At 67.9% G+C, this 25,249-nt stretch carries 27 protein-coding genes; 13 read left to right on the forward strand and 14 right to left on the reverse strand.

Annotated elements, in window-relative coordinates; all coding sequences use genetic code 11:
- Positions 1 to 43: 43 nt before the first annotated feature.
- On the reverse strand, positions 44 to 1,006 hold the full coding sequence (gene nrdF, locus ACWF9G_RS24000; RefSeq protein ID WP_379031470.1) for a class 1b ribonucleoside-diphosphate reductase subunit beta: 963 nt from the start codon (positions 1,004 to 1,006) through the stop codon (positions 44 to 46).
- Between the two features lie 431 nt (positions 1,007 to 1,437).
- Between nrdF and ACWF9G_RS24005 the strand changes: the two genes are divergently transcribed.
- From ACWF9G_RS24005 to ACWF9G_RS24020, 4 genes are all read left to right on the forward strand, one after another.
- Entirely contained in the window at positions 1,438 to 2,319 is an 882-nt protein-coding gene (locus ACWF9G_RS24005) for a hypothetical protein (RefSeq protein ID WP_452518030.1), read from the forward strand.
- Between the two features lie 23 nt (positions 2,320 to 2,342).
- Positions 2,343 to 3,287, forward strand: coding sequence for a peptidase (locus ACWF9G_RS24010; RefSeq protein ID WP_452518031.1), 945 nt, complete (start codon positions 2,343 to 2,345; stop codon positions 3,285 to 3,287).
- 26 nt (positions 3,288 to 3,313) lie between these two features.
- A complete protein-coding gene (locus ACWF9G_RS24015; RefSeq protein WP_452518032.1) occupies positions 3,314 to 4,264 on the forward strand; it encodes a hypothetical protein in 951 nt (316 codons plus the stop codon).
- Between the two features lie 128 nt (positions 4,265 to 4,392).
- A complete protein-coding gene (locus ACWF9G_RS24020; protein WP_452518034.1) occupies positions 4,393 to 5,370 on the forward strand; it encodes a peptidase in 978 nt (325 codons plus the stop codon).
- Positions 5,371 to 5,372: 2 nt separating this feature from the next.
- Here ACWF9G_RS24020 and mgtE read toward each other — a convergent pair whose 3' ends face one another.
- On the reverse strand, positions 5,373 to 6,830 hold the full coding sequence (mgtE, locus tag ACWF9G_RS24025) for a magnesium transporter (RefSeq protein ID WP_379310049.1): 1,458 nt from the start codon (positions 6,828 to 6,830) through the stop codon (positions 5,373 to 5,375).
- Positions 6,831 to 7,185: 355 nt separating this feature from the next.
- Positions 7,186 to 7,767, reverse strand: a complete 582-nt coding sequence (locus ACWF9G_RS24030) for a TetR/AcrR family transcriptional regulator (protein WP_452518036.1) — start codon at positions 7,765 to 7,767, stop codon at positions 7,186 to 7,188.
- Between the two features lie 80 nt (positions 7,768 to 7,847).
- Here ACWF9G_RS24030 and ACWF9G_RS24035 point away from each other — a divergent pair, with 80 nt between their 5' ends.
- Positions 7,848 to 8,534, forward strand: coding sequence for a DUF899 domain-containing protein (locus ACWF9G_RS24035; protein ID WP_452518037.1), 687 nt, complete (start codon positions 7,848 to 7,850; stop codon positions 8,532 to 8,534).
- On the opposite strand, the gene ACWF9G_RS24040 is transcribed toward ACWF9G_RS24035, so the two are convergent.
- Entirely contained in the window at positions 8,513 to 9,046 is a 534-nt protein-coding gene (locus ACWF9G_RS24040) for a hypothetical protein (protein ID WP_452518038.1), read from the reverse strand. The genes ACWF9G_RS24035 and ACWF9G_RS24040 overlap by 22 nt on opposite strands.
- Before the next feature lie 147 nt (positions 9,047 to 9,193).
- Between ACWF9G_RS24040 and ACWF9G_RS24045 the strand changes: the two genes are divergently transcribed.
- The 3 genes from ACWF9G_RS24045 to ACWF9G_RS24055 all read left to right on the forward strand — a co-directional run bounded on the left by ACWF9G_RS24045 (position 9,194) and on the right by ACWF9G_RS24055 (position 12,413).
- The gene (locus ACWF9G_RS24045; protein WP_379310053.1) at positions 9,194 to 10,186 is read left to right on the forward strand and encodes an LLM class F420-dependent oxidoreductase; all 993 of its coding nucleotides are present in this window, start codon (positions 9,194 to 9,196) and stop codon (positions 10,184 to 10,186) included.
- Positions 10,187 to 10,371: 185 nt separating this feature from the next.
- Entirely contained in the window at positions 10,372 to 11,853 is a 1,482-nt protein-coding gene (locus tag ACWF9G_RS24050; protein ID WP_452518040.1) for an endoglycoceramidase I, read from the forward strand.
- 107 nt (positions 11,854 to 11,960) lie between these two features.
- Positions 11,961 to 12,413, forward strand: coding sequence for an RDD family protein (locus ACWF9G_RS24055; protein WP_452518042.1), 453 nt, complete (start codon positions 11,961 to 11,963; stop codon positions 12,411 to 12,413).
- A 64-nt stretch (positions 12,414 to 12,477) separates the two neighbouring features.
- On the opposite strand, the gene ACWF9G_RS24060 is transcribed toward ACWF9G_RS24055, so the two are convergent.
- The 6 genes from ACWF9G_RS24060 to ACWF9G_RS24085 form a co-directional block, all read right to left on the reverse strand.
- Positions 12,478 to 13,116: a PIN domain-containing protein gene (locus ACWF9G_RS24060; protein ID WP_452518044.1), complete on the reverse strand. Its 639-nt coding sequence runs from the start codon at positions 13,114 to 13,116 to the stop codon at positions 12,478 to 12,480.
- On the reverse strand, positions 13,067 to 13,597 hold the full coding sequence (locus ACWF9G_RS24065; RefSeq protein ID WP_452518046.1) for a helix-turn-helix domain-containing protein: 531 nt from the start codon (positions 13,595 to 13,597) through the stop codon (positions 13,067 to 13,069). Before ACWF9G_RS24065 ends, ACWF9G_RS24060 begins: the two co-directional genes overlap by 50 nt.
- 127 nt (positions 13,598 to 13,724) lie before the next feature.
- On the reverse strand, positions 13,725 to 15,806 hold the full coding sequence (gene nrdE / locus ACWF9G_RS24070; RefSeq protein ID WP_452518140.1) for a class 1b ribonucleoside-diphosphate reductase subunit alpha: 2,082 nt from the start codon (positions 15,804 to 15,806) through the stop codon (positions 13,725 to 13,727).
- A gap of 59 nt (positions 15,807 to 15,865) precedes the next feature.
- Entirely contained in the window at positions 15,866 to 16,336 is a 471-nt protein-coding gene (gene nrdI / locus ACWF9G_RS24075) for a class Ib ribonucleoside-diphosphate reductase assembly flavoprotein NrdI (protein WP_189027151.1), read from the reverse strand.
- A 22-nt stretch (positions 16,337 to 16,358) separates the two neighbouring features.
- On the reverse strand, positions 16,359 to 16,592 hold the full coding sequence (locus tag ACWF9G_RS24080) for a redoxin NrdH (RefSeq protein WP_379031507.1): 234 nt from the start codon (positions 16,590 to 16,592) through the stop codon (positions 16,359 to 16,361).
- Positions 16,593 to 16,981: 389 nt separating this feature from the next.
- On the reverse strand, positions 16,982 to 17,551 hold the full coding sequence (locus ACWF9G_RS24085) for an NADPH-dependent FMN reductase (RefSeq protein ID WP_452518048.1): 570 nt from the start codon (positions 17,549 to 17,551) through the stop codon (positions 16,982 to 16,984).
- A gap of 96 nt (positions 17,552 to 17,647) precedes the next feature.
- Here ACWF9G_RS24085 and ACWF9G_RS24090 point away from each other — a divergent pair, with 96 nt between their 5' ends.
- Both ACWF9G_RS24090 and nadE read left to right on the forward strand, forming a co-directional pair.
- The gene (locus tag ACWF9G_RS24090; protein WP_379310058.1) at positions 17,648 to 18,295 is read left to right on the forward strand and encodes a TetR/AcrR family transcriptional regulator; all 648 of its coding nucleotides are present in this window, start codon (positions 17,648 to 17,650) and stop codon (positions 18,293 to 18,295) included.
- 6 nt (positions 18,296 to 18,301) lie between these two features.
- Entirely contained in the window at positions 18,302 to 19,126 is an 825-nt protein-coding gene (gene nadE / locus ACWF9G_RS24095) for an ammonia-dependent NAD(+) synthetase (RefSeq protein ID WP_379310059.1), read from the forward strand.
- A gap of 3 nt (positions 19,127 to 19,129) precedes the next feature.
- On the opposite strand, the gene ACWF9G_RS24100 is transcribed toward nadE, so the two are convergent.
- Genes ACWF9G_RS24100 through moaA form a run of 3 tightly spaced genes read right to left on the reverse strand, consistent with a single transcriptional unit; the run spans position 19,130 to position 20,796 of the window.
- Complete coding sequence (locus ACWF9G_RS24100) at positions 19,130 to 19,498, reverse strand: iron chaperone (RefSeq protein WP_452518049.1); 369 nt, start codon at positions 19,496 to 19,498, stop codon at positions 19,130 to 19,132.
- Positions 19,499 to 19,502: 4 nt separating this feature from the next.
- The gene (locus ACWF9G_RS24105; protein ID WP_189027138.1) at positions 19,503 to 19,745 is read right to left on the reverse strand and encodes a MoaD/ThiS family protein; all 243 of its coding nucleotides are present in this window, start codon (positions 19,743 to 19,745) and stop codon (positions 19,503 to 19,505) included.
- Entirely contained in the window at positions 19,738 to 20,796 is a 1,059-nt protein-coding gene (gene moaA, locus ACWF9G_RS24110) for a GTP 3',8-cyclase MoaA (protein ID WP_452518051.1), read from the reverse strand. The genes ACWF9G_RS24105 and moaA overlap by 8 nt, the downstream gene beginning before the upstream one ends.
- 142 nt (positions 20,797 to 20,938) lie before the next feature.
- Here moaA and ACWF9G_RS24115 point away from each other — a divergent pair, with 142 nt between their 5' ends.
- From ACWF9G_RS24115 to ACWF9G_RS24125, 3 genes are read left to right on the forward strand one after another with little or no spacing between them, the layout of a single operon-like run.
- Positions 20,939 to 22,144, forward strand: coding sequence for a molybdopterin molybdotransferase MoeA (locus tag ACWF9G_RS24115; RefSeq protein WP_379310062.1), 1,206 nt, complete (start codon positions 20,939 to 20,941; stop codon positions 22,142 to 22,144).
- A complete protein-coding gene (gene moaCB / locus ACWF9G_RS24120; protein ID WP_379310063.1) occupies positions 22,141 to 23,244 on the forward strand; it encodes a bifunctional molybdenum cofactor biosynthesis protein MoaC/MoaB in 1,104 nt (367 codons plus the stop codon). Before ACWF9G_RS24115 ends, moaCB begins: the two co-directional genes overlap by 4 nt.
- A complete protein-coding gene (locus tag ACWF9G_RS24125) occupies positions 23,237 to 23,668 on the forward strand; it encodes a molybdenum cofactor biosynthesis protein MoaE (RefSeq protein ID WP_379310064.1) in 432 nt (143 codons plus the stop codon). The genes moaCB and ACWF9G_RS24125 overlap by 8 nt, the downstream gene beginning before the upstream one ends.
- Before the next feature lie 3 nt (positions 23,669 to 23,671).
- Here the strand turns inward: ACWF9G_RS24125 and ACWF9G_RS24130 are convergent, their stop codons facing one another.
- Positions 23,672 to 24,691: a CobW family GTP-binding protein gene (locus tag ACWF9G_RS24130; protein ID WP_452518053.1), complete on the reverse strand. Its 1,020-nt coding sequence runs from the start codon at positions 24,689 to 24,691 to the stop codon at positions 23,672 to 23,674.
- Positions 24,692 to 25,249 lie beyond the last annotated feature (558 nt).

The raw sequence follows: 25,249 nt of genomic DNA on the forward strand, positions 1-25,249 counted from the left end.
GCACCCGAGTAGGTGCGCCGCCGTCGTCATGGACCTGGTTCGGTCAGAAAGCCCAGTCCTCGTCCTCGGTGTTGACCGCCTTGCCGATGACGTAGCTCGAGCCCGAGCCGGAGAAGAAGTCGTGGTTCTCGTCGGCGTTGGGCGACAGCGCCGACAGGATCGCCGGGTTCACCTCGCACTCGTCCTTCGGGAACAGGCCCTCGTAGCCGAGGTTCATCAGCGCCTTGTTGGCGTTGTACCGCAGGAACTTCTTGACGTCCTCGGTGAGGCCGACCTCGTCGTAGAGGTCCTGGGTGTAGTCGACCTCGTTGTCGTAGAGCTCGAAGAGCAGCTCGAAGGTGTAGTTCTTGAGCTCGTCGCGCTCGGCCTGGGAGACCAGCTCGAGGCCCTTCTGGTACTTGTAGCCGATGTAGTAGCCGTGCACGGCCTCGTCGCGGATGATCAGGCGGATCATGTCGGCGGTGTTGGTCAGCTTGGCCCGCGAGGACCAGTGCATCGGCAGGTAGAAGCCGGAGTAGAACAGGAAGCTCTCCAGCAGCGTGGAGGCGACCTTGCGCTTGAGCGGGTCCTCGCCGTTGTAGTACGACAGGACGATCTCGGCCTTGCGCTGCAGGTTGCGGTTCTCCTCCGACCAGCGGAACGCCTCGTCGATCTCCTTGGTGGAGCACAGGGTGGAGAAGATGGAGCTGTAGCTCTTGGCGTGCACCGACTCCATGAACGCGATGTTGGTGTACACCGCCTCCTCGTGCGGGGTCAGCGCGTCCGGGATCAGCGAGACCGCGCCGACGGTGCCCTGGATGGTATCCAGCAGCGTCAGGCCGGTGAAGACCCGCATGGTGAGCTGCTTCTCGTCGGTGGTCAGGGTGTTCCAGGAGGGGATGTCGTTGGACACCGGGACCTTCTCCGGCAGCCAGAAGTTGCCGGTCAGGCGATCCCAGACCTCGGCGTCCTTCTCATCGGGCACCCGATTCCAATTGATGGCGCTTACCCGATCGATGAGCTTCATTCCGCCTCCACACCTTTCCGCCAGACCCTTGACCCGCACCGCCGCCGTGCACGAGCCCTTCACCCTGAACACTACTCGTAGTGGGTGACAACGCCAGTAAGCACAACAGCTTGTGTTGCGGCGCGTCGAACCCGGCCTCCTCGACCGAGCGCCCGCACCACACACGCGGCCCCTATTGTGCGCCACGACCGCCGCCGCGCCACCATCGCCTCACCAGTGATTCGCCCCATGCGTGCGGGAACCCCGCCCCGGGTGAATCCGGCCACTCCAGCGCTTTGCATTCACACCCGGCACCCGGCAAACTGCGGCTCGTGCGTCCACGCCGGACGGGCATCACCGCAGGGGGATCGTTCATGCTTCGCCGTCTCATAGGAGCCGCCGTTCCGGTGGCGCTGTTGCTCGGTTCGACAGCGTGTGAGGATCCGCGACCGGTGACCGTGCGTCCGCCGATCGCCTGGAACACCGCGCCGGACACCGACGAGCAGCGGCTGGCCGTCCTGGCCGCCGCCCGCGCCATCGATCCCTGCGCGCTGATCCCGCGCGAGACGCTCGGCGAGCTCGGCACGGTGCTCAGCGTGGCGGCGAGCGCCCCCGATACCTGTGCCGCGGAGCTGAATTCGACCGAGTTCGCGGAGAAGACCCGGCTGAGCTGGTCGTTGACGGTGTCCGCCGACGCGCCGGACAAATTCCCGGGTGGTGTCGAGAGCCGCATCGGGGACGCGACGGTCGTCTCTGAACGGGACTCCGAGCCGGACCCGGGCGTTCAGATCCATTCCTGCATGGCGACCTCGTGGTTCCCAGCCACCGTCGGTGTCTTCCTGCAGGTGTCGACCCCCGTCGCCGACGAGCCGTGCGCCGTGGTCGACCGGGTGCTGCCCGGTACGCTCGACCGGCTCCGCACTCAGCCCGTAGTCGGCACCTCGCCGGATACTCCGAAGACCCGGCTAGCCGATGCCGATCCCTGCGCCGTGCTGTCCCGGCTCGGCGTCTCCACCCCGGTGGACAAGCAGTACCTGCACGCGTGTGTGTTCGAGTACCGGGGCACCACGGTCGACCTGCAGTACCTCTACAACCAGCGTGGCATCGTGGCCCAGGGCGACCCGATCCTGGTCGTCAACGGGCATCCTGGCTACGACCTGCGCAGCCTCACCGAAACCTCGTGGTACGGGGCGATTCTCGGGCCGCCGCTGACGTCGGCGGAAGCAACGTCGACGCTGGGTCCCCGCGTGCCGGTCGTCAAGCTGATGGGCCGCGACCCTGCCGTCCTCCGGGAGGTCCTCGGCCACACCGCCGAGCTCTTCCCTGCAATCTGACCAACACCGAGGAGGAGACCCCCGTGCGACAGCTCATCCTGCTCGTAGCGGCAGCCATCGCTCTCAGCGGGTGCGGGACCGACCAGGCCTCGCCCGCCGCAGGGACCCCTACAACGACCACGCTGCCACCGGTCGACGGGTCGTTCTGGTCGATGGTTCCGCAGACCGACGAGCAGCGGGCCGAGGTTTCGGCGCGGGCCCGGCTGATCGACGTCTGCGCGCTGGTTCCGCGCTCGGAACTGGCCGCGCTCGGCGAGGTGAAGACCGTCGACAACGACCAAACCGACTCCTGCCGTGTCGAACTGACCTCGCCCGGCGCGACCGAGGACAAGGTGAGCTGGTCATCGCTGGTCGTGTTCGGTGATATCCCGCAGCCGGGCGCGACCGTGAAACAACTCGGCGAGGTGACCCTGTCGGTACTGCCCTCGGACCTGGACCTGAGTAACGGGAAGACCTGCAATGCCACCGCGAAGTTCCGCTCCGGTGCCGCCATCTACTTCCAGACAACCACTCCGACAACAACCGATGGGTGTGCGCGCCTGGAATCCCTGGTCGATGGCGCCGTGCGACGGTGGCTGACAAGTCCACCACAGGGCACCTCACCCGACACCAAGCGCACCGCGCTGCACGGCGCCGACCCGTGCGCCGTCCGCGCGCATCTCGATGGCACCGGACCTTTCGGTGTGCCCACCCTCAACTCTTGCGGATTCACCTACCGCGGTGAGGATGTCGTCGTCAGCTACGAGATCCGCGGCCGCGGAGTGCTGAGCCGGAACGAGCAGACCGTCGACGGCCGGGTCGTGCATATCCTGGACGCCAGCGCCACCGTCGTGGTCGGACCGGAGCTCGGGCCTGCGACGAGCAGCCTACTCGGCAGCCCTGTGCCGGTGGTGAATGTTGCCGCGGAATCCGAAGACGTCGCGAAAGACGTACTGCGACAGATCTTCACGATGTTTCCTGCCTCCTGACCGCGCCGAACCGAAGGGGACCCACTGTGCGACCGACGATCCTGCTCACTGCCGCAGCCCTGGCATTGGTCGCCTGTCAGAGCGAGCCGGTGGGCGACGGCATGCCGCGGGGTGGGTTCTGGTCGACCGCGGCGGTTTCCGATCAGGAGAAGATCGCGGTGTTGCGGAAGGTGCGGGCGATCGATGTGTGTGCGTTGCTGCCGCGGGCGGCGCTCGGTGGGCTCGGGCAGGTGCGGACGGTGGACAATGTCGGGCCGGATCAGTGCCGGGTGAATATCGCCGTGGACGGGCATCTGACCGGGATCGACGCGACCTGGAGTGCCGGGGTGATGTTCTCCGGTGAGCCGACGATGGACGCGCCGGTGACCGAACAGGCCATGGGTGATGTGCGGGTGCTGTTCGACGACGAACCGGCGCAGTCCGACGATCCGCAGGTGCGTGGGAGCTGTCAGGCGTGGGCGCGGTTCGTGTCCGGCGCCGATCTGTCGATGAGCGTGCGGGCGCCGCGGGACGCGTGTGCCACGACCGAGGCGCTGCTGCGGATCGCGCTGGTGCAGTGGCGTACGGAACCGGCTCAGGGCAGCTCCCCCGACTCTGATCGGACGGTGGTCACCGGGGCCGACCCGTGCGCCGTCGCCCCGTTCCTCGGCGTGCGGGTGCCGGTGGCCGATCAGCGGGTCACCACCTGCAAGCTGACCGTGGACGGCCACGACGCGATCATCACCTACGACTACAACGAGGAACGCACGATCCTCGACGATCTGCCCGCGTTCACGGTCGGCGCCAGGCAGGTGTACCGGTTCGATACGGCGGGAGCGCAGCCAGGTATCGCGTCGCTGTCCGCCGTCGTCGGACCGCCGCTCGCCGCGGGCGCGACCGACGCCCTGCTCGGACCCCGGGTGCCGACGGTCTCGGTCACGGCCGATTCCGCCGTCGCCGAGAAGATCATGCGCGAAACGCTGCCTCTGCTGAGCTGATGCCCGCGGCGGTCACAACGTTCTGAGAACGACCCGTCCGGGATGTTTGCGGCCGGATTGCCCGCGCGGGCAGACTCGGGTGGATCGGGTGCTGGTCCGGCCCGGGTCCGCCGAGGACAGGGGTGCCGATGTATCGCAGGATGGTGCTCGCCGCTGCCGCGTTGCTTGTCTGCGCCGGCTGCGGTGACGATGCGGACAAGGCTCCCGATTACGGGACGCTGCCACCACCGCCCGCCCCGTTGATCCCGGCCCAGCCACCGGAGTTCTGGTCGAAGGTTCCGCAGAACCAGCAGCAACGCGACGAGGTGGCCCAGGCGACGCGCCAGGTCGATGTGTGCGCGGTGCTGCCGCGCGAGGCGATGGGGCACCTCGGTGACATCAAGAGCGTCACCGTCGGCCTGGATTCGTGCCGGGCGATTCTGGGCAGCGCCACACCGGGCGAGAGCACGACGCTGACCTGGCACGCCACCCTGCTGACCGGGCTCACCCCTGGCGGCAGGGGCGTGACGAAACAACTCGGCGACGTGACCGTGCGCCTGGTCCCCGACCGCGACGCGGGCGAGCCACGCGCCTGCGGCGCGACCGCCCACTTCCCGGCAGGCGCCACGTTCTATCTCGGCCTGTCCACGCCCGGCAGGAACCCGTGCACCGTCGCCGACGAACTGATTCCCGGCATGATCGAGCGCTGGCGGCAGTCGCCACCCCAGGGCACCTCCCCCGACACCGTGCCGACCGTGCTGCTCGGCGCCGACCCGTGCACGGTCCGCGGCAAGCTCGCCGGCGCCGTGCCATCCGACGAGCAGCGCCTCACCCAGTGCCTGTTCAGCTACCGCGGCGAGAAGATCACCGTCGGCTACGAGTACCGCGTCCCCGAATACCTGGCCGCCAACAGCACCGAGGAGCACATCGACGGCCGCACCGTGCACCGGTCGGTCTCGGTCTACGACAACAGGATTCCGATCTACACCGCCGCCGTCGGCCCCGAGCTACCTGCCGAGTCGACCGCGTTCGGCAGGCGCATCCCCATCGTCGAAGTGGTCGCGGCCACCGACGATGTCGCCAGGGACGTGATGGCCAAGGCGCTCACCCTGTTCCCGCCGGGCTGAACTCAGATCCCCAGCACGAGCTTGGCGGTGGTGAAGTAGATGATCAGGCCGGTCGCGTCGACCAGGGTGGTCACCATCGGCGCCGACACGACCGCGGGGTCGATACGGAACTTCTTGGCCAGCAACGGCATCGTGCCACCGATGGTCGCCGCCCACCCGCAGATGATCACCAGGGTGATGGCCACGACGATCGCGATCTTCGGCCCGACGAACAGCGTGCCGATCAACAGACCGGCCGCGGCCAGCATGCTGCCCAGCACCAGGCCCACCCGGCACTCGCGCCAGATCACCTTGAACAGGTCCGAGACACGCACCTCGCCGACGGCCAGCGCGCGCACACACGCGGTCGCGGCCTGCGCGCCCGCGTTGCCACCCGCGCCGATCAGCAGCGGGATGAACAGCGCCAGACTCGCCGCCTGCTCGAGGGTCGTCGAGAACACGTCGGTGACACTGACGGTCAGCGTGGCGGCGAACAGCAGCAGCATCAGCCACAGCGCCCGGTAACGCGCCAGCTGGAACACCTTGGCGGCCATGTAGTGGCCCTCCCACGGCGCCGAACCGGCCTGCTTGGCGACGTCCTCGCTGTCGGCGGCCTCGAGCACCTCCATCGCGTCGTCGATGGTGAGCAGCCCGACGACCCGGTCCTCGCTGTCGACGACGACCAGGTTGATGTCGTTGGTTGAGCTCATCAGGCGCGCGGCCTTCTCGGCGGAGTCGGTGGCGCGCACGAAAGCCGGTTCGGTGACGACGAGTTCGGACACCATCGCCTCCGGAGCGTGCAGCACCAGCTCGCGCAGTTCGACGATGCCGGTGAGCCTACGGCCGCAGTCGACGACGGGCAGTGTGTACACGGTCTCGGCGTTGCCGCCCTTGGCCCGCACCCAGGCCAGCGCCTGGGCGACGGTCAGATTGTCCGGCAGCGCAACGACTTCCGGCGTCATGTACAGGCCGACCGAGCCCTCCGGGTAGCCGAGCAGCGCGGCGGTCATCCGGCGCTCGCGCGGGCTCAGTCCGGCCAGGACCTTCTTGGCCACCTTGGCGGGGGCCTCGTGCAGCATGCGGGCGCGGTCGTCGGGGTCCATCGCCTCGACGAGATCGCGGAAGCTCTTCTCGCGCAGGCCCTGCAGGATCTGCTGCTGATCCACCGGCTCGAGTTCCTCGAACACGGTGATCGCGCGGTCCTTGTCGAGCAGCCGGAACACCACGCCCGCCTGCACGGCGTCCATCCGGGCCAGCGCGTCGGCGATGACGTGCGGCGGGCGGCTGTCGAGCCAGTCCATCGCGCCGTCGACCCGGTGGGTCTCGACGAGGTGGCGCACCGATTCCGACAGGATCTCCAGCGCCTCGGTCACCGAGTGGTCCTCGGCGACGGCGGGCTGGTCGGTGCGCGGCGAATCCGCTTCCGGCACAACGGTATCGGTGGCTACGTGACGTGCTTCGACGAGATCGATCTGCGACATGGGACAGTCCTCTGGCGCGACAGCGCGCATGCCCGCGGCCGGGCCGCGTGGATGCTACGAGAGTGGATCGGGAGACGGTGTTGCACACCGCGGGCGTCCACCGCCACGACCGTCACGCACAGCCGAATCGAATCGGCCGGAAATCAGTGAGAGGACGAAGGGGCGACGCCGCGCGGCCTTCGACTGGGGGGTTCGCTGCGCATGGCAACACCACCTCCTCGCAGTCGCTGCAGGCCTTCGCCGATGCAGATCGCCTGGAGTACCCACCCGGGCACACCCTTCCACCTGCAGAGTACATGCGGAGCCCGAACGTTTCATCTTTACACCGACGTACCACTGGTCACAGTGACCCCGATCACACCATCCGCGGCAGCCCCGCGATGATCGTGTCGACCGCCTGCTCGGCGAGGTTCCACAGCTCGGAGCGGTCGAGGTGACGCAGCGGCCCACGCAGGGCGAGTTCGGCGAATCCGTGCACCGTGGACCAGCAACTCCAGGTCGCTGCCTGGCGCGCCGCGGGCGCGAGATCGCCGATGTGCACCATCATGTCGAGCGCGTCGGCCAGCGCGAGATAGGCGGGCGAGGCGAGGACCGACTCCGGCGAGGTGTCGCCGGCGCCGAAGAACGCGACCGCGAACCAGCCCGGCTCGGCCAGCGCGAATCCGATGTAGCCGAGGCCGACCGCGCGCAGGCTTTCCCGCGGCGCTACCAAGCCGCGCTCGGCCGCCATCCCCGTCGCCATCGCGGCCTCGATCGCGGCCGACACCGCGCGCAGCAGCGCCTGCCGGTCGGGAAAGTGCCGGTAGGCGGCATTCGGCGTGACACCGACACGGCGCGTGACCTCACGGATCGTCAGCGCGTCGGGACCGCCCGACCTGGTGAGTTCCAGCCCGGCCTCGACCAGCGCCGCGGCGAGGTCACCGTGGTGGTAGGCCAACTGTTGAACTCCCTTCCGACGAAGTGTACGGTGTGAACATATCAAATGTGCACGCCGTACACATTGAAGGAGTGGTCCGCATGACCGCACTACCGACCATCGTCGATCGCGACACCTGGCAGACCGAACTCGACAAGCTCCGGATCAGGGAGAAGGCCGCGACGCGCGAACTCGACGCCGTCGCAGCTGCACGGCGGCGCCTGCCCGCCGTGCGACTGCCCGGCTACACGCTGAAAGCCGAAGACGGGAGCGATGTTTCGCTCGCCGAGGTCTTCGACGGACACTCCCAGCTGATCACCTACCACCACATGTGGACCGACGGGAACACCTGGCAGTGCCCCGGCTGCACCGGCCTCACCGCCCAGTACGCGCGGCTGGATTTCCTCGCCGCCTACGACGCGCGTTTCGTGATCGTCACGCAGGGGCCGATCGACGAGGCCCTCGCCTACAAGCGGCGGGTCGGCAACACGATGACGTGGTACTCGACCCACGACAGCCCGTTCGGCGCCGACATGGGCGCTGGCCCCGGCGAGGGCTTCGCGGTGAATACCTTTCTGCGCGACGGCGACACCGTCTACCGCAGCTGGCACACCGACGGCCGCGGCACCGAACAGCTCGCCTACACCTTCGGCCTGATCGACGCACTCCCCTACGGCAGGCAAGAGGAATGGCAGGACAGCCCCGATGGCTGGCCGCAGTCGCCGACCTACAGCCGCTGGCCCAGTTCCAAGGACATCGCCGCCTCCTACGGCGACCCCAACGCCTGACCCGCGGCGTCGAGATCGGCGCCGACCACACGCTCGACCGACCGCCAGTCGGGCGTGTGGCACAGCCAGTCGGGGGCAGGCGCGGTCTGCGCGCCGAACAGGTACAGCCGTGGCACCAGGCCGCGCAGGGCCCGGTGCACGTCGAGGCGATCGTCGATCATGTGGGTGATGCCCAGTTCCGCACAGTGCGGCGCCTTCTCGGCGCGCGAGCGACAGAACCGCAGGTGGTCACCGGGGATGCCGGTGCGGGCGGCGAAGTCGTGATGGTCGAGCCACTGCCTGGTGCGCTCCTCGATCCGCGGGCCACACTTGGAGATCACCCAGGCGTTGCCGCCGAAACGGGTCACCAGCCGGGCCAGAACGTCGAAGGCGTCGGGAGTGGGCGGCGTGTTCATCGCCTCGGCGAAGCCGCCGGACAGGAATGCCGTGTCCGCGGCGCCCGGCGCGAGCGCGGCCCCCTGGATGACCCGGCCGAAGTCCACGCCAAGGCGTGGTTGTCGCATATCGTTCATACCCGTGCCAGCATGGCCGTTCGCTGCCGCGACGCCAAGCGAATAACCGCCGGTCCAGAATTCAGCGCGGCGCGCGTTCAATGGTTGCCTCGGTGCGCGGCAGTGGGAAAAGTAGGCAGGACACGTCAACACACCGAGGAGAAACCCGTGCGCTTCGGCATCTTCGTCCCCCAGGGCTGGCGGCTCGACCTGGTCGGCATCGAACCGGCGGACCAATGGGCGGTGATGCGCGAGCTGGCCCAGCGGTTCGACGCGGGCTCCGACTGGGAATCGATCTGGGTCTACGACCACTTCCACACGGTGCCCATTCCCACCGACGAAGCCACCCACGAGGCGTGGACGCTGATGTCGGCGTTCGCGGCCAGCACCTCTCGCGTGCGGCTCGGGCAGATGTGTACCGCCATGAGCTACCGCAACCCCGCTTACCTGGCCAAGGTCGCCGCGACCGTCGACCTGATCTCCGGCGGCCGCGTGGAGATGGGGATCGGCGGCGGCTGGTACGAACACGAGTGGCGCGCTTACGGTTACGGCTTCCCCTCCGCCGGTGAGCGGCTCGGCCGCCTCGACGAGGGGGTGCAGATCTTCCGCCAGGCCTGGCAGACCGGCCGGGCCACCCTCGACGGCAGGTACTACCAGGTAGACGACGCCATCGTGCACCCGAAGCCGTTGCAGGAGAACGGCATCCCGATCTGGATCGCCGGCGGCGGCGAGAAGAAGACGCTGCGGATCGCCGCGCAGTACGCGAACTACACCAACTTCAGCGGTGAGCCGGCGGAGTTCACCCGCAAGTCGGAGATCCTGCGTCAGCACTGCGCCGAGGTCGGCACCGATTTCGCCGCGATCACCCGCAGTTCCAACTTCAATGCGGTCGTCGGCAGCACCGAAGGCGAAGTCCAGGAACGTCTCTCGGCCATCATCGACCGGTTCACCCCCTTCCTCGGCGCCGACGAGGCCAAGGCCCGTGTCCACGAACAGTTCGACACCAGCGCCGCCGTCGGCACCCCCGACCAGATCATCGAACGCCTCACCGCCGTCAAGGATCTCGGCCTCGAGTACGCCATCTTCAACTTCCCCGAAGCCGCCTACGACACCTCCGGCATCGAACTCTTCGAACGCGAGGTCATCCCGGCACTGCGCTGAGCACCACCCCGCTTTCACCATCGATGTGGCCTTGACCACATCGATCCAGCCCGGCTATGGTCTCACGCCAACGGACTTGGACATGCGTTCAAATGAACGGATGTCCACCTGCGGATCGAGGGATTTCTATGGCGATACTGGGTATTCGACGGCTGCGTGGATCGGGTCGATCGCCATGGGGCCACGTGGCGCGGTGGTCGGCGGCCTCGGCGCTGGTGGTGGGAATGATGGCGACCGCCGCGGTGTCGCCGGTGGGGGCGGAGCCGGGGGCCGCGTTGACGCCGGTGCGGGCACAGGGTGCCGCGCTGGTCGACGGGTTCGGGCGGACGGTGTTGCTGCACGGAGTGAACACGGTCGACAAGGACGCGCCGTATCTGGAGCCCGGTGACGGGTTCGCCCTGACCGACGCGTCGGCGGCGCTGCTGGCGCGGCACGGATTCAATACGGTGCGACTCGGGGTCTCGTTCGACGGGTTGATGCCGAGCGAGGGCGTGGTCGACACCGCCTATCTCGACAGGGTCGAGAATGTGGTGGATACCCTTGCCGCGCACGGGATCTACACGCTGCTCGACAATCATCAGGACGGGCTGTCGGAGATCTGGGGTGGCAACGGATTTCCCGAATGGGCCATCCGGGCCAGGCCATCCGACGGTGAGCCCAATCCGGGCTTCCCGCTGTACTACCTCATGCCGAGTATGAACGCCGGATGGGACGAGGTCTGGAACAACACCCACGGCGTTCTCGACCATCTCGGAGTCGCACTGGGCGCCCTCGCCGAGCGGATGAACGGGCGCGCGAGCGTGCTCGGCATCGAGCTGCTCAACGAACCATGGCCCGGCTCACCGTTTCTCAGCTGCTTTCCGAACGGGTGCCCGGACTTCGACGCGAAATATCAACGCGCACTGCAACGATTGACCGACGCGGTGCGGGCCCGCAATGCCGCTGTGCCGGTGTTCTGGGAGCCCAATGTCACCTGGAACGAGACGATGCCGAGCCATCTCGGCAAGAATCCGCCGATCACCAGCACCGACATCGTGTTCTCCCCGCACGACTACTGCATCCCCAGCCAGCTCGCCATCTACCTCGGCCTCCCCGAGGAACTGCGCGCGGTGTGCCCGGTGCAGCAGGACAAAACCTGGTCCAACATCGACTCGTTCACCGATCGCACCGACATCCCCACGATGGTCACCGAATTCGGCGACGGCGATCCGACGGTGTTGCGCAACACCACCACTCGCGCCGACCAGCGCTTCATCGGCTGGCACTACTGGCACTACCGCGGCAACAACGGCGACCCCTTCCGCGGCGACCTCGGCCGCGAACTCGTCCGCACCTATCCGCAGGCCACCGCAGGCACGCCCGACGCGATGATCTTCGATTCCGGCACCGGCGATTTCGCCTACCGATACCGTCCGCGTGCCGCCTCGGCACCGACCGAGATCTATGTCTCCGACCTCTTCCATCCCGACGAGTACGAGGTGCGGGTCACCGGTGGGCGGGTCACCTCGGCGGCAGGCACGCGCATCGTCACCGTAGTGGCCGACGGCACCGACCCGGTTACCGTCCGCATCCACCGTCCCGGGTCGGCGGGCGCCGATCTGCCCACCGGCGGTGGCGGCGGGTCGTCTTCCGGATTCCCCTGGTTGTCCAGCGGTTCCGCAGGCTGACCCTGACGCCCATGCACGCGGTGGCGGCACCACGATCCGCCACCGCGACCAGGTCGGCAAGGTCGGCACCGGGTGCTTGTTAAGCGGTGTCGACCACGCTGAGCCACATGACCAATGCAGCACCGCCCCGGCGCGCGGCGAGGAACGGCGGATACGAGCGCGACGCCAACGGGCGACTGACATTCGTCGCACGCGATACCGCCGAACCGCCGCGCCCGAAAGACGAATTCCCGCTCACCGGACGCACTGCCACCGGCGACGAGACAGGGGTCATCCCCGCCTTCCTCATCGACATGACGCTGCACGCCGCGATCGGCGCCACCACCTGGTACCTCGCCCCCGGCCCGACCGCCGTCCTGTACGGCATCCTCGCGTGGCTCAGCGCATCCTTCCTGCACCGCACGGTCGTCCAGCGGCTCTCCCGGACCACATTCGGCAAGTGCTCCTTCGGCCTCCAGCTACGCCACGCCGACGGCACCTACCCCTCGTTCTGGCAGCTGATCGCCCAGTGGTTCCGCGGCGGCTGGTGCTGCTTCGACCTCTTCGGCAGTGTCGGCTGACGCGAAAGGGGCGGTCTCCCACACGAGCTCACAGCATGCAGGACACACGACTCTCAACCTCAGTTCACCGAGTCGCTCCGTCACGCAGGAGCTCTACCGCTTCGTCCATGTGGTACCGCGACGCCAACAGTGACATCGCCTCTTCCACCATGACTGGCGGATTTCGGTACCGACGCAGCATCGCTTCCAAGGCATACCTGGCGATGTCTGGGGCGACAGCGACCGTGTCGGCGGCGAACGCCGCTGCCGAACGAACTGAGATCCCTTCCGGCAGTCGGGCGACAGGGAAATCACGCAGGTTGTCCGTGACGATCGCGTCGGCACCCCCGACCACGGCCGCGCCGACGACATGCTCGTCGTTCGGGTCGGGAAGGCCGAAGGTGCCTTCGTAGGGTTCCCAGTTCACAACCAGCGCGTCATCGAACGCCGACCGCAGCGCTTGGACCAGACCGTTCGCCCGCTGTGCGGCGGCATGGCAGTCTTCGCCGCGTCGCTCCGACTTCAGCAGTTCGCACTGCTCGAGTTCACCCAGGATTCGGTCGGACCACAGTGGCCGGTACAAGCCTTCGACTGCCAGGGACAGCAGGAAGTCACGTTGCAGACTGGGCCAGAGAACACAAGTATCCAGAAGTACCGCGAACACTGCCCCGCCCTCAGTCGTGTGTGCCCTTGTTCCGTTCCGAAACGATGCGTCGAGCTTCACGGAGTCGACGTTCGATCTCCCCGCGGTCCTCTTCGTCTGCGAGGTCGGCCGCTGTAGCAGCGAGCGCATCGTATTGGCGGCGCCTTCTCGCTTCGCGGTAGTCGAGCACGTCATCGAGTTTCAGGCGGTGCCTTGTACCCACCCGCTCGGCCGGTAGCTCGTTCTTCTCGATCAGCCGCTTGACCGTCGGCCTGCTCACCCCGAGCAGGTCGGCCGCTTGCTGGGACGTCAGGGTCATGCTGTGCGGCGCGATGGTGACGGCTTTGCCTGCGAGCAAGGCCGCGACCACCTGCTTCAGTGCTTGATGCACTTCCCCCGGCAGCTCGATGCGATCGCCCTCGTCGGCGCCCACCAGCGCATAGCTCGGCTTCGCCGCGGTACCCCAGCGACGTTCGTGCGCTTCGAGAAAACTCATGACCGGTGCGAGTTGCTCACCGGCATCGGGCAGAAAAGTGCGCTCTTCGAGCGGCTGCGCGTTCATCGACACCTCCCGACCTCTATTCGAACGATTCGAATTGCGTTTCGAATCGTTCGAATAGTGTCACGAATGGAGGCAGATGTCGAACACCGCTGAGGGGTGGCCGGTCAGGGCAGCCACCCGTCAGCGGTCACAGCATGCAGGACACGCAGCCCTCCACCTCGGTCCCCTCGAGGGCCATCTGGCGCAGGCGGATGTAGTAGAGCGTCTTGATGCCCTTGCGCCAGGCGTAGATCTGGGCCCTGTTGAGGTCGCGGGTGGTGGCGGTGTCCTTGAAGAACAGGGTCAGGGACAGGCCCTGGTCTACGTGCTGGGTGGCGGCGGCGTAGGTGTCGATGATCTTCTCGTAGCCGATTTCGTAGGCGTCGTCGTAGTACTCGAGGTTGTCGTTGTCGAGGTACGGGGCCGGGTAGTAGACGCGGCCGATCTTGCCTTCCTTGCGGATCTCGATCTTCGACGCCACCGGGTGGATCGAGCTGGTGGAGTGGTTGATGTAGGAGATCGAACCGGTCGGCGGGACGGCCTGCAGGTTCTGGTTGTAGATGCCGAACTCCTGCACCGAGGCCTTCAGCTCACGCCAGTCGTCCTGGGTGGGGATGTGCACGCCCGCGTCGGCGAAGAGCTGGGCGACCTTGTCGGTCTTGGGCTCCCACGCCTGATCGGTGTACTTGTCGAAGTACTCGCCGCTGGCATACTTGGAGTCGGCGAATCCACCGAAGGCGGTGCCGCGCTCCTTGGCGATCAGGTTCGAGGCCCGGATCGCGTGGTAGACAACGGTATAGAAGTAGATGTTGGTGAAATCCACACCTTCTTCGGAGCCGTAGTGGACCCGCTCACGCGCCAGGTACCCGTGCAGGTTCATCTGGCCGAGGCCGATGGCGTGGGACTCGTTGTTGCCCTGCTCGATCGAGGGCACCGAGTAGATGTGGGTCTGATCCGACACCGCGGTCAGCGCGCGGATCGAGGTCTCGATGGTCTGGCCGAAGTCGGGCGAGTCCATCGCCTTGGCGATATTGAGCGAGCCCAGGTTGCACGAAATGTCCTTGCCCACCTTGGAATACGACAGATCATCGTTGAATTCCGAGGGGGTGGAGACCTGCAGGATCTCCGAGCACAGGTTCGAGTGGGTGATCTTGCCCTTGATCGGGTTGGCCCGGTTCACCGTGTCCTCGAACATGATGTAGGGGTAGCCCGACTCGAACTGCAGCTCGGCGATGGTCTGGAAGAACTCGCGCGCCTTGATCTTCGACTTGCGGATGCGCTTGTCGTCGACCATCTCGTAGTACTTCTCGGTGACGTCGACATCGGCGAACGGCTTGCCGTAGATGCGCTCGACGTCGTACGGCGAGAACAGGTACATGTCCTCGTTCTTCTTCGCCAGCTCGAAGGTGATGTCGGGGATCACCACACCCAGCGAGAGCGTCTTGATGCGGATCTTCTCGTCCGCGTTCTCGCGCTTGGTGTCGAGGAAGCGGTAGATGTCGGGGTGGTGCGCGTGCAGGTACACCGCGCCCGCGCCTTGGCGCGCGCCCAGCTGGTTGGCGTAGGAGAACGAGTCCTCGAGCAGCTTCATGATCGGGATGACACCCGAGCTCTGGTTCTCGATCTTCTTGATCGGCGCGCCGTGCTCACGAATGTTGCTCAGCAGCAGCGCGACTCCGCCGCCGCGCTTGGACAGCTGCAGCGCGGAGTTGATGGAGCGCCCGATGGACTCCATGTTGTCCTCGATGCGCAGCAGGAAGCAGGACACAGGCTCGCCGCGCTGCTTCTTGCCGGAGTTGAGGAAGGTCGGGGTGGCGGGCTGGAAACGACCGTCGATGATCTCGTCGACCAGCTTGCTCGCCAGCACCTCGTCGCCCGCGGCCAGCGTCAGCGCGACCATGACGACGCGGTCCTCGAAACGCTCCAGGTAGCGCTTGCCGTCGAAGGTCTTGAGCGTGTACGAGGTGTAGTACTTGAACGCGCCGAGGAAGGTGGGGAACCGGAACTTCTTGGCGTAGGCCTGCTGGAACAGGGCCTTGATGTACCCGCGGCTGTACTGGTCGAGAACCTCGGTCTCGTAGTAGTTCTCCTTGACCAGGTAGTCCAGCTTCTCGTCCAGGTTGTGGAAGAAGACCGTGTTCTGGTTGACGTGCTGCAAGAAGTACTGGTGTGCGGCCTCGCGGTCCTTGTCGAACTGGATCTTGCCGTCGGGGCCGTACAGGTTCAGCATCGCGTTGAGGGCGTGGTAGTCGAGTACCTCGCCCGCGTCGGCGCGCACCGCGGCCTGCTCTAGGCGGGCAGTCTTGCCGGTCGGTGCTGTGGTTGCTGTTGCCAAAACAATCCCAATCCCTCTCGGACGCGCACGACGTCCTCAGCGGTTCCCATGAGTTCGAAGCGATACAGGTACGGCACCCCGCACTTGCGCGAGATGATGTCGCCTGCGGCGCAATAGGTATCGCCGAAGTTCGTGTTGCCGGCCGCGATCACCCCGCGCAGCAGGGCGCGGTTGTGCGGGTCGTTGAGGAACTTGGCGACCTGCCGCGGTACGAGGTCCTTGTCGGACCGTTGCCCACCCATGACGTGCCGACCACCCCCGTAAGTAGGAGTGATCAGCACGTAGGGTTCGTCGACGCGCAGCGAATCAGCGGTGTGCAGTGGTAGCCGAGTAGCCGGGAGGCCCAGCTTCTCGACGAAACGATGAGTGTTCTCCGAAGCGCTGGAGAAGTAGACCAGCCCGCCCGGAGTGATCCGCTCGGGCATGACGCCTCCTTCCAGCGAAGTCCTAGGCGGCCGCGACCGCGAGCGACTTGATGCGGTCGGGACGGAAGCCCGACCAGTGATCCTCGCCCGCGACGACGACGGGCGCCTGCAGGTAGCCGAGCGCCATGACGTAGTCGCGCGCGTCGGTGTTCTCGGAGATGTCGATGATCTCGTAGTCCACCCCGGCCTTGTCGAGCGCCTTGTAGGTGGCATTGCACTGGACGCAAGCGGGCTTGGTGTACACGGTGATGGTCATCTAGAGTCCCTCTCTCCTATGCCTGATCCACAGCCTGTGATCCGTATGCAGTGCACGAACGGTGATGCTGCGCAAACTCCTGGATCTGGCGAAGAAAGCCCTGCTCGTAACCCCTTCCCTTGGGCCCGATCAGTGGTGGCTTCACACCGTCTTCCAGTACTGGAGACACTACACCTAGTGGCCGACAGATTGGAACAACACAAGGTGTTGCGAGTCGCACAGATGTAATTCCGACGCGGTAAGTCCCAGGACGCGCGATCGACACGCAGGGAAAACAGTGGTCCAGATCACGATTTTGCATCCCGGCGAGTCTTCAGCAAACTTCGCAGACAGCGAAGGGGCGTCGCCTCCGCGATGGATGCGACGCCCCGTTCGAGCCGACCGACAGCTTACGCCCTGACGAGCTCGCCCTCAGCAGCGGCGACCAGCTCGTGGACGGTGGCGCCGAGCTGGGTCAGCGCCTCGGCATCCTGGGCCGGGTGGGTCTGGCCGAAGCGCTCGCCGATGGTGCCGAAACGCGCGGTGGCCGTCTCGACGACGACGCCGCCCGCGACACCGACGGCCTTGACCGCGTCACCGTGGGCCCACTCGGCCGCCCGCGGGCTGATCGACGCGCTCACGACGGCGACCGGCTTGCCCTTGATCGCGCCGGCGCCGTACGGGCGCGAGGCCCAGTCGATGGCGTTCTTCAGCACGGCGGGCAGGGTGCCGTTGTATTCGGGGGTGACCAGCAGGACGCCGTCGGCCGCGGCGACCGCGTCGCGCAGCGCCTGGGCCCGCGCGGGGACCGAGCCGGGGACGTCCAGGTCCTCGTTGTAGAACGGGATCTCACCGAGACCCTCGTAGATCGCGATCTCGACGCCGTCCGGCGCGGTCTGCACGGCAGCCTCGGCGAGCCTGCGGTTGATCGAGCCCGCGCGCAGGCTTCCGACGAGAGTGAGGATGCGGGTCCCGGCCATGACGACTCCTGGTGTACTCAGTGGGATGATCGAAGTTTCATCCGACATTAACCGGACCCCAGTCCGATTACTTCCCGCGGAGGACGTGTGAGCGGCGTGAGCTACAGCACACCCAGGTCGGACGGGCCGCCGTTGCTGCCGATCGGGCAGCCGCTGCCCGGCAATGCCGAGCCGATCGAGCGCGCCGACGCCGCCCGCAACCGGGCGCTGCTGCTCGACGCGGCCCAGCAGCTGGTGCGCGAGCACGGGGTCGCCGGGCTGACGATGGATGCCGTCGCCAAGCGCGCGGGCGTCGGCAAGGGCACCGTCTTCCGCCGGTTCGGCAATCGCACCGGGCTGATGCTGGCCCTGCTCGACCACTCCGAACAGAAGTTCCAGGCCGCGTTCATGTTCGGACCCGCCCCGCTCGGCCCCGACGCGAGCCCGGTCGAGCGGCTGATCGCGTTCGGGCGGACCCGGCTGCTCGACATCGAGGTCGAGGGCGATCTGCACCGGGCGGCCGAGGAGAAGGGGCGTTTCGGCGGTGGGCCGTACGGCCTGCACAAGGCGCATGTCGTGCTGCTGTTGCGTGCGGCGGGGGTGAGCGGGGAGCTGCCGCTGATCGCCGACACGCTGCTGTCGACGCTGTCGGCGGCGCTGGTCATTCACCAGATCGCCATCCTGGGCTACACCCGTGCTCAGATCGGCGACAACTGGGAATGGCTCGTTCGCCGGGTCGTTTCGGCTGCCACACAAGTAGAGTGAGGCCGCATGGGGACACTGCGTGAACAGATCATCGCCGAGTTGGGCGTGCTGCCGGAGATCGAGCCGAAGCAGGAGGTCCGCCGTCGCGTCGATTTCCTCAAGGACTACCTGAACTCCACCCCCGCCGCGGGCTTCGCCCTCGGCATCAGCGGCGGCCAGGACAGTGCGCTCGCGGGCAGGCTGTGCCAGCTCGCCGTCGAGGAGCTGCGCGCCGACGGCATCGAGGCGAAGTTCCTCGCCGTGCGCCTGCCCTACGGCGTCCAGGCCGACGAACACGATGCCCAGACCGCCCTGAACTTCATCGACCCCGATCGGTCGGTCGTGGTGAACATCCGGCCCGGCGCCGACTCGGTGGCCGCCGAGGTCGCTGGCGCGCTCGATCACGAGCGGCTGCGCGATTTCGTGCGCGGCAATATCAAGGCCCGCGAGCGGATGGTCGCCCAGTACGCGCTGGCCGGGCAGGAGAACCTGCTGGTGGTCGGCACCGATCACGCCGCGGAGGCGGTCACCGGGTTCTTCACCAAGTTCGGTGACGGCGGCGTCGACCTGACCCCGCTCACCGGTCTCACCAAGCGTCAGGGCGCTGCCCTGCTACAGGAGCTGGGCGCACCGTCGACCATCTGGTCCAAGGTCCCCACCGCCGACCTCGAGGACGACCGCCCCGCCCTGCCCGACGAGGAAGCCCTCGGCCTGCGCTACGCCGAAATCGACGACTACCTCGAAGGCAAGGACGTCACTCCCGAGGTCGCCGCCCGTGTCGAGTCGATCTTCACCAACACCCGCCACAAGCGCACCGTCCCGGTGACCCCCCTCGACACCTGGTGGCGCTGAGTCTCAGCAGATGACGGCGCCGTCGCCGGAGGCGGTGGCGCGCAAGAGGTCTCGCACCAGGTCGAAGTCGATCTCGGCCGGGTTGCGGAACCGGAGGCAGCCTTTGCCCATGTCCTGGGTCGACAGGCGGTCGTCGAAGGCGGCGCGGACGTCGGAGCGCAGCAGGTAGAAGGAGATGTACTGCTTCTGGCTGGCGAAGGCGATCTCGCCGACGCCGTCGCGTTCGTAGACGGGCATGCCGTGGGCCATGACCTCGGTGAAGCCGGGGAGCTCGGTCAGACACAGCTCGCGCAGGCGGGTCAGGGCCGCGCGGCGGTCGGCGGGGAGTTCGGCCAGGTAGGTGGCGACGTCAAGGGCTTTGCTCTGGACCACGTGGCTAGCCGCCCGCGAAGGGGGGCAGGACGTCGACGCGGTCGCGGAGCATGGCCGACGGGTCGCGGGTGAGTTCGTCGCCGATCAGGAACGCGCAGACGCCGACGAGGGAGTCGACCTCGGAGCCGTAGGTGGCGGCGAGGGTGGCGCGCAGATCGGCGACGGTCGCGCCGGGCGGGAGTTCGAGTGATTCGGTGTTCTTGCCGACGGCGTCGGCGATCGCGGCGAAGTAGCGGACCTCAACCACCGATGGCTCCCATCGTGCGTTCCGGGGGGACGAAGCCGGCGGCGTCGATGCCGTGACCAGCCCATTTCTGCCACATCGCGCCGCGCCACAGCTCGGCGACCTCGTCGTCGTCGGCGCCGGCGCGCAGCGCGGTCCGCACGTCGAACTCCTGGTCGCTGAACAGGCACGAGCGCAGCATGCCGTCGGCGGTGAGCCGGGTGCGGTCGCAGCTGTCGCAGAACTTGCGGGTGACGGTGGCAATGATGCCGACCGTCGCCGGCCCGCCGTCGACCAGCCATTTCTCGGCCGGCGCCGAGGGATCGGAGCGACCGACCTCGGTGAGCGCGAACCGCTCGCCGAGCACCTCGAGGAGGTCGGCCGCGGTCACCATGTTGGTGCGCGCCCACTCGTGGTCGGCGTCGAGCGGCATCTCCTCGATGAACCGCAGCTCGCACTGTTCGGCCAGGCACCACGCGAGCAGGTTCGGCGCACCGGCCAGGTTCTGGCGCATCAGGACCGCGTTCACCTTCACCGGAGCCAGGCCGGCGTCGCGGGCGGCACGGATGCCGTTGAGCACCGATTCGAGCCGGTCGCGGCGGGTCAGCCGGGTGAAATCGACCCGGTCGACGGTGTCGAGGGAGACATTGACCCTGCTCAGGCCCGCCTTCGCGAGGGCGTGCGCGCGGTGTTCGAGACCGACGCCGTTGGTCGTCATCGCCAGCGGCGTGCCCGGCACGGCCGCGTGACAGCCCGCGATGATGTCCTCGAGCTCGCGGCGCATCAGCGGCTCGCCACCGGTGAAGCGGACCTCGCGCACGCCGAGTTCGCGCACCGCGAGCGAGACCAGCCGCACGATCTCGTCGGCGCTGAGCAGCTCCTCGCGCGGGATCGGCGGCAGCCCTTCCTCGGGCATGCAATAGGTACAGCGCAGCGAGCACTTCTCGGTGATGGAGACCCGCAGATCGCGCGCGACCCGGCCGAAGCGGTCGACGAGGAGCGGCGTCTCGGGCCGGCCGTCTAGGGAAGGCCGCTCCGATCGCACAGCGGGTATCCCCATTTCGACCAGCGTCATTCCTACAGTATGACTCGTCGAGCCCGGCGCGAACGGTGCGGAGCGCCGATCTGTCACGAAGTCGACAGCTCACCACCCCCGCGCGGACGCTGTGAGCGACGCGGGAAGAACTCGCCGGTCGGACGGCGATTAGGCTGGCAGCATGACTCCCCGGCCCGCCACCGCGTCGGCGCGCAGCGTCGACGAGTACCGCGACACCGTCGCCGCGCTGCTGGCCCACCTCGCCGACCGCGCCGATGAACAGGTGCCGGTGCCCGATGCGCTCGGCCGCGTGCTCTCGGCCGATGTGGCATCACCCATCGACCTCCCGGTGTTCCGGAACTCGGCGATGGACGGATACGCGGTGCGCGCCGCCGATGTCACCGTCACCCCGGTGACCTTGCCGGTCGCCGGTGTCGTCGCGGCGGGCAAGCCGGGAACGGCGGCGCTGCCCGCGGGTTCGGCGCTCAAGGTGATGACCGGTGCGCCGATTCCGCCCGGCGCCGACTGTGTCGTCCCGGTCGAGGACGTGCAGGCGGGCGAGGGCCGGATCGTCGTCGAGCGTGGTCGCGGTCGCGGCGAGTTCGTGCGGGAGGCCGGTACCGATGTGCGCGCCGGTGAGCTGGTCGCCAAGGCGGGCACCGTGCTCGCGCCCCGGCACATCGCCGCGCTGGCGGCCGTCGGCCTGCCGAGTGTGCCGGTACTGAGCCGACTACGGGCTGTCTGCATCACCACCGGCGACGAACTCCAGCCCGCCGGGGCCGAACTGGCGCCGGGACAGATCTACAACTCGAACGGGATCGCGCTGGCCGCTGCCTTGCGGGCCGACGGTGCCGAGGTCGTCGAGGTCGCGCACAGCACCGACGATCCGGCGGAGTTCACCGCCGTGCTGCGCGCCGCGGTCGCCGCCGCCGATCTCGTCTTCACCTCCGGCGGGGTGTCCAAGGGCGATTTCGAGGTCGTCAAGGATGTGCTGGAACCGCTCGGCGGCACCTTCGGTTCGGTCGCGGTGCAGCCGGGCGGGCCGCAGGGATACACGGTCGTCGACGGTGTGCCCGTGCTCAGCTTCCCCGGGAATCCGGTGAGCACGACGGTGTCCTACTCGGTGTTCGCCCGTGATGTGGTGCGCGCACTGGGCGGTCTGCCCGCACCCGCCACCGCCGAGGTGACCTTGCTGACGCCGGTGCGCTCCCCCGCGGGACGGCGTCAGTATCTGCGTGGCCTGGTGACCGACGACGGCGTCGAGGTCGTCTCGGGCCCCGGCTCCCATCTCATCGCCGGCATGGCATGGGCCGATGTCCTGGTGGATGTGCCCGCCGAGGTCACCTCGCTGCCCGCTGGTGCCACTGTGCGAATCTTGAAACTATGAGCGAGTTGTCCCACGTCGACCGCGAGGGTCGGGCACGCATGGTCGATGTCAGCGCCAAGGCCGATACCGCCCGGATCGCCGTTGCCGCAGGCGAATTGCAGACCACCGCCGAGGTCGTCGCGCTCGTCCGGGCCGAGGGCATGCCCAAGGCGGACGTGCTGTCGACGGCGCGGCTGGCCGGAATCGCCGGTGCCAAGAAGACTTCCGAGCTGATCCCGCTGTGTCACCAGCTGGCGCTGTCGTCGGTGAAGGTGGAGTTCGGGTTCACCGAGACGACCATCACGGTGGAGGCGACCGCGAAGACCACCGGGCCGACCGGGGTCGAGATGGAGGCGCTGACCGCCGTCGCCGTGGCGGGGCTCACGTTGCACGACATGGTGAAGGCCGTCGATCCCGCCGCGGTGATGAACGGGGTGCGGTTGCTCACCAAAGAAGGTGGGAAGCACGGGCATTGGGTGCGGCCGGAAGCCGAACCCTCCGGCGAGGCGCTGAGCCGGTTGGCCCAGGTCGACACCGGATCCGCGCCGGATGCGGCACCTGCCGACGGCATCGAGGAGCTCGCTCCGGCGACCGCCACACCGATCGGCACCGCGATGGCGACCGAACACGCGGTCTCCGTGCGCGATTCGCGTTCCGCGGTGGTCGTGGTCGCGTCCACCGGTGCGGCAGCGGGCACCCGCGTCGACACCACCGGACCGGTGCTCACCGAATGGCTGACAGCGCAAGACTTCTCGGTGCGTGGTCCGCTCGTGTACGCCGATGCCGACATCGCGACCGGCCTGGCCGACGCGCTGCTCGGCGGACCCGCGCTGGTGATCACCACCGGCGGCACCGGTGCCTCACCCACCGATGCCACCCCCGAGGCCACCCGCGCCGTCCTCGACCGCGAACTGCCCGGTGTCGCCGACGCCATCCGGCAGCGTGGCACCGCGAAGTTCCCGCTCGCCGCGCTCAGCCGGGGTGTCGCGGGACTGGCGGGCCACACCGTCGTGGTCAACCTGCCCGGATCGCCGGGCGGGGTGAAGGACGGGATCGCGGTCCTGGAACCACTGTTGGACCATCTGCTCGCGCAAGTAGCCGGAGGCGGCGACCATGAATGACCACGGCGCGGTGCGCCTGACCGCGATCAGCGATCAGGCGCTCGATCCCATCGCCGTCGAAAGCGCTGTCGACGGACCGGAATTCGGCGCTGTCGTCGTTTTCACCGGCAAGGTGCGCAATCACGACAGCGGCCAGGCCGTAACCTCGCTGGAGTACTCCGCCCACCCGCAGGCCGAGCGGTTCCTGACTGCCATCTGCGCCGAAGTCGCTGCCGCGCACGGGCTTCCGGTCGCCGCGACCCATCGTATCGGTTCGCTCACCATCGGCGATCTGGCGATCGTCGTCGCGGTCGCCGCGCCGCATCGGGCCGAGGCGTTCACCGTCTGCGCCGAACTCGTCGACCGGATCAAGCACGAGGTGCCGATCTGGAAGCGACAGCTGTTCGCCGACGGCCTGTCCGAATGGGTCAATGCCTGCGGCTGAGCGTCACTGCGGGGTGTAGCGCCACACGCCGAGCATCGCCTGCTCGTCCATCGGTTCCTCGCCATCGAAGACGGTGGCGTGCAAGCGATCCAATGCCGCGTCGGTGTCGAGGCCGGAGCCGATCAGCACCAGATTCGACACCCGTTCCTCGCCGCGCGCCCACGGGCCCGGCGTGAACACCACGTGTCTGCCGACCAGGTGCATCTCGAATCTGCGCCGCTCCCCCGCCACCGCGAAGGCCACGCAGCCCTTGGCGCGGAACAGGCCCGGCGGCGGGTCCTCCAGGAAGGCGATCAGGGCACGGGGGTTCAGCGCGCGCTTGCTGGTGAACGACACCGACACGTATTCGTCGTGCAGGTGCCGGTGGTCGGGGTCGTCGTGATCGTGGTCGTGTTCGTCGAGCAGGGAGTCGAAACTCAACTGCTGGGCCACCTTCGGCGTGTCGAGCTCGCGATCGTCGAACAGCAGTCCGGGGTCGACGCGGCCGTGGGTCGTCGCGTAGACCGGGACCTGGCCCACCCAGCCCGCGATCTGCTCGCGCAGTGCGGCCAGCGTGTCCGCCGGCACCCGGTCGGCCTTGTTCACCAGCACCAGATCCGCCAGCCGCAGATGGGTCACCAGCTCGGGGTGCTCGGCGCTGGTCTCGCCGAACAGCTCGGCGTCGACGACCTCGACCAATCCGCCGTACCCGATCCGCGGATTCGGGTTGGCCACCACCATCCGGATCAGATTCCGCGGCTCGGCCAGCCCACTGGCCTCCACCACGATCACGTCGACGGCGCTGCGCGGCTGGGCCAGGCGCGCGAACAGGTCGTCGAGCTCGGAGACGTCGACCGCGCAGCACACGCAGCCGTTGCCCACCGACACCATCGCGTCGACCTGCCCGGCCACCAGCATCGCGTCGATGTTCACCGCGCCGAAGTCGTTGACCACCACGCCGATCCGGGTGCCCCGGTTGTTGCGCAACAGAGAGTTGAGCAGGGTCGTCTTCCCCGATCCGAGAAAACCCGCAACGATCACCACAGGAATCACTGTGCCGATTGTGCCCGAACGGCCGAAGCCGCCGGCCCCTGGGCGGAGTCGGCGGCTTCGGGTGCGCTCGGTTACTCGGACGGGCCGAACACGATGCCGACCAGGGTGTAGGCCAGGTTGATCAGCTGGCTGATCATGGCGGTGTCATCCATGCCGAGGGACTGGGCCAGGGGCATCAGCAGATTCATGACAGTGAGGATCGGGCCGCCGAGTTCGCTGAGATCGAGTTCGGAATCGGAATCGGACGGGGCATTCGGAGCCACCTGGGGCTTCGGGGCCGCCTGGGGCTTCGGGGCGGGAGCTCGTTTACGCGGAGTGGCTGTCGCCGGTGCCTCGGGAGCGCCCGGCGCGGCGGTGCGCGCTTCGGTGCCACCGGGAACCTTCAGCTGACCGGCCGACCCGGTCCGCGGCTTCGGGGCCTGCTGCTGGGCGGGGGCCTGATCGGCCGGAGCCGGACCGCCGCCGGGAGCTGTCAGACGGCCGGTGGAACCGCTCGGCAGGCGATCGGCGGGGATCGGGTGCTGTGCGGGCGCGATCGCGGGCACCGGG

The organism is Nocardia sp. NPDC055029 (assembly GCF_053608525.1).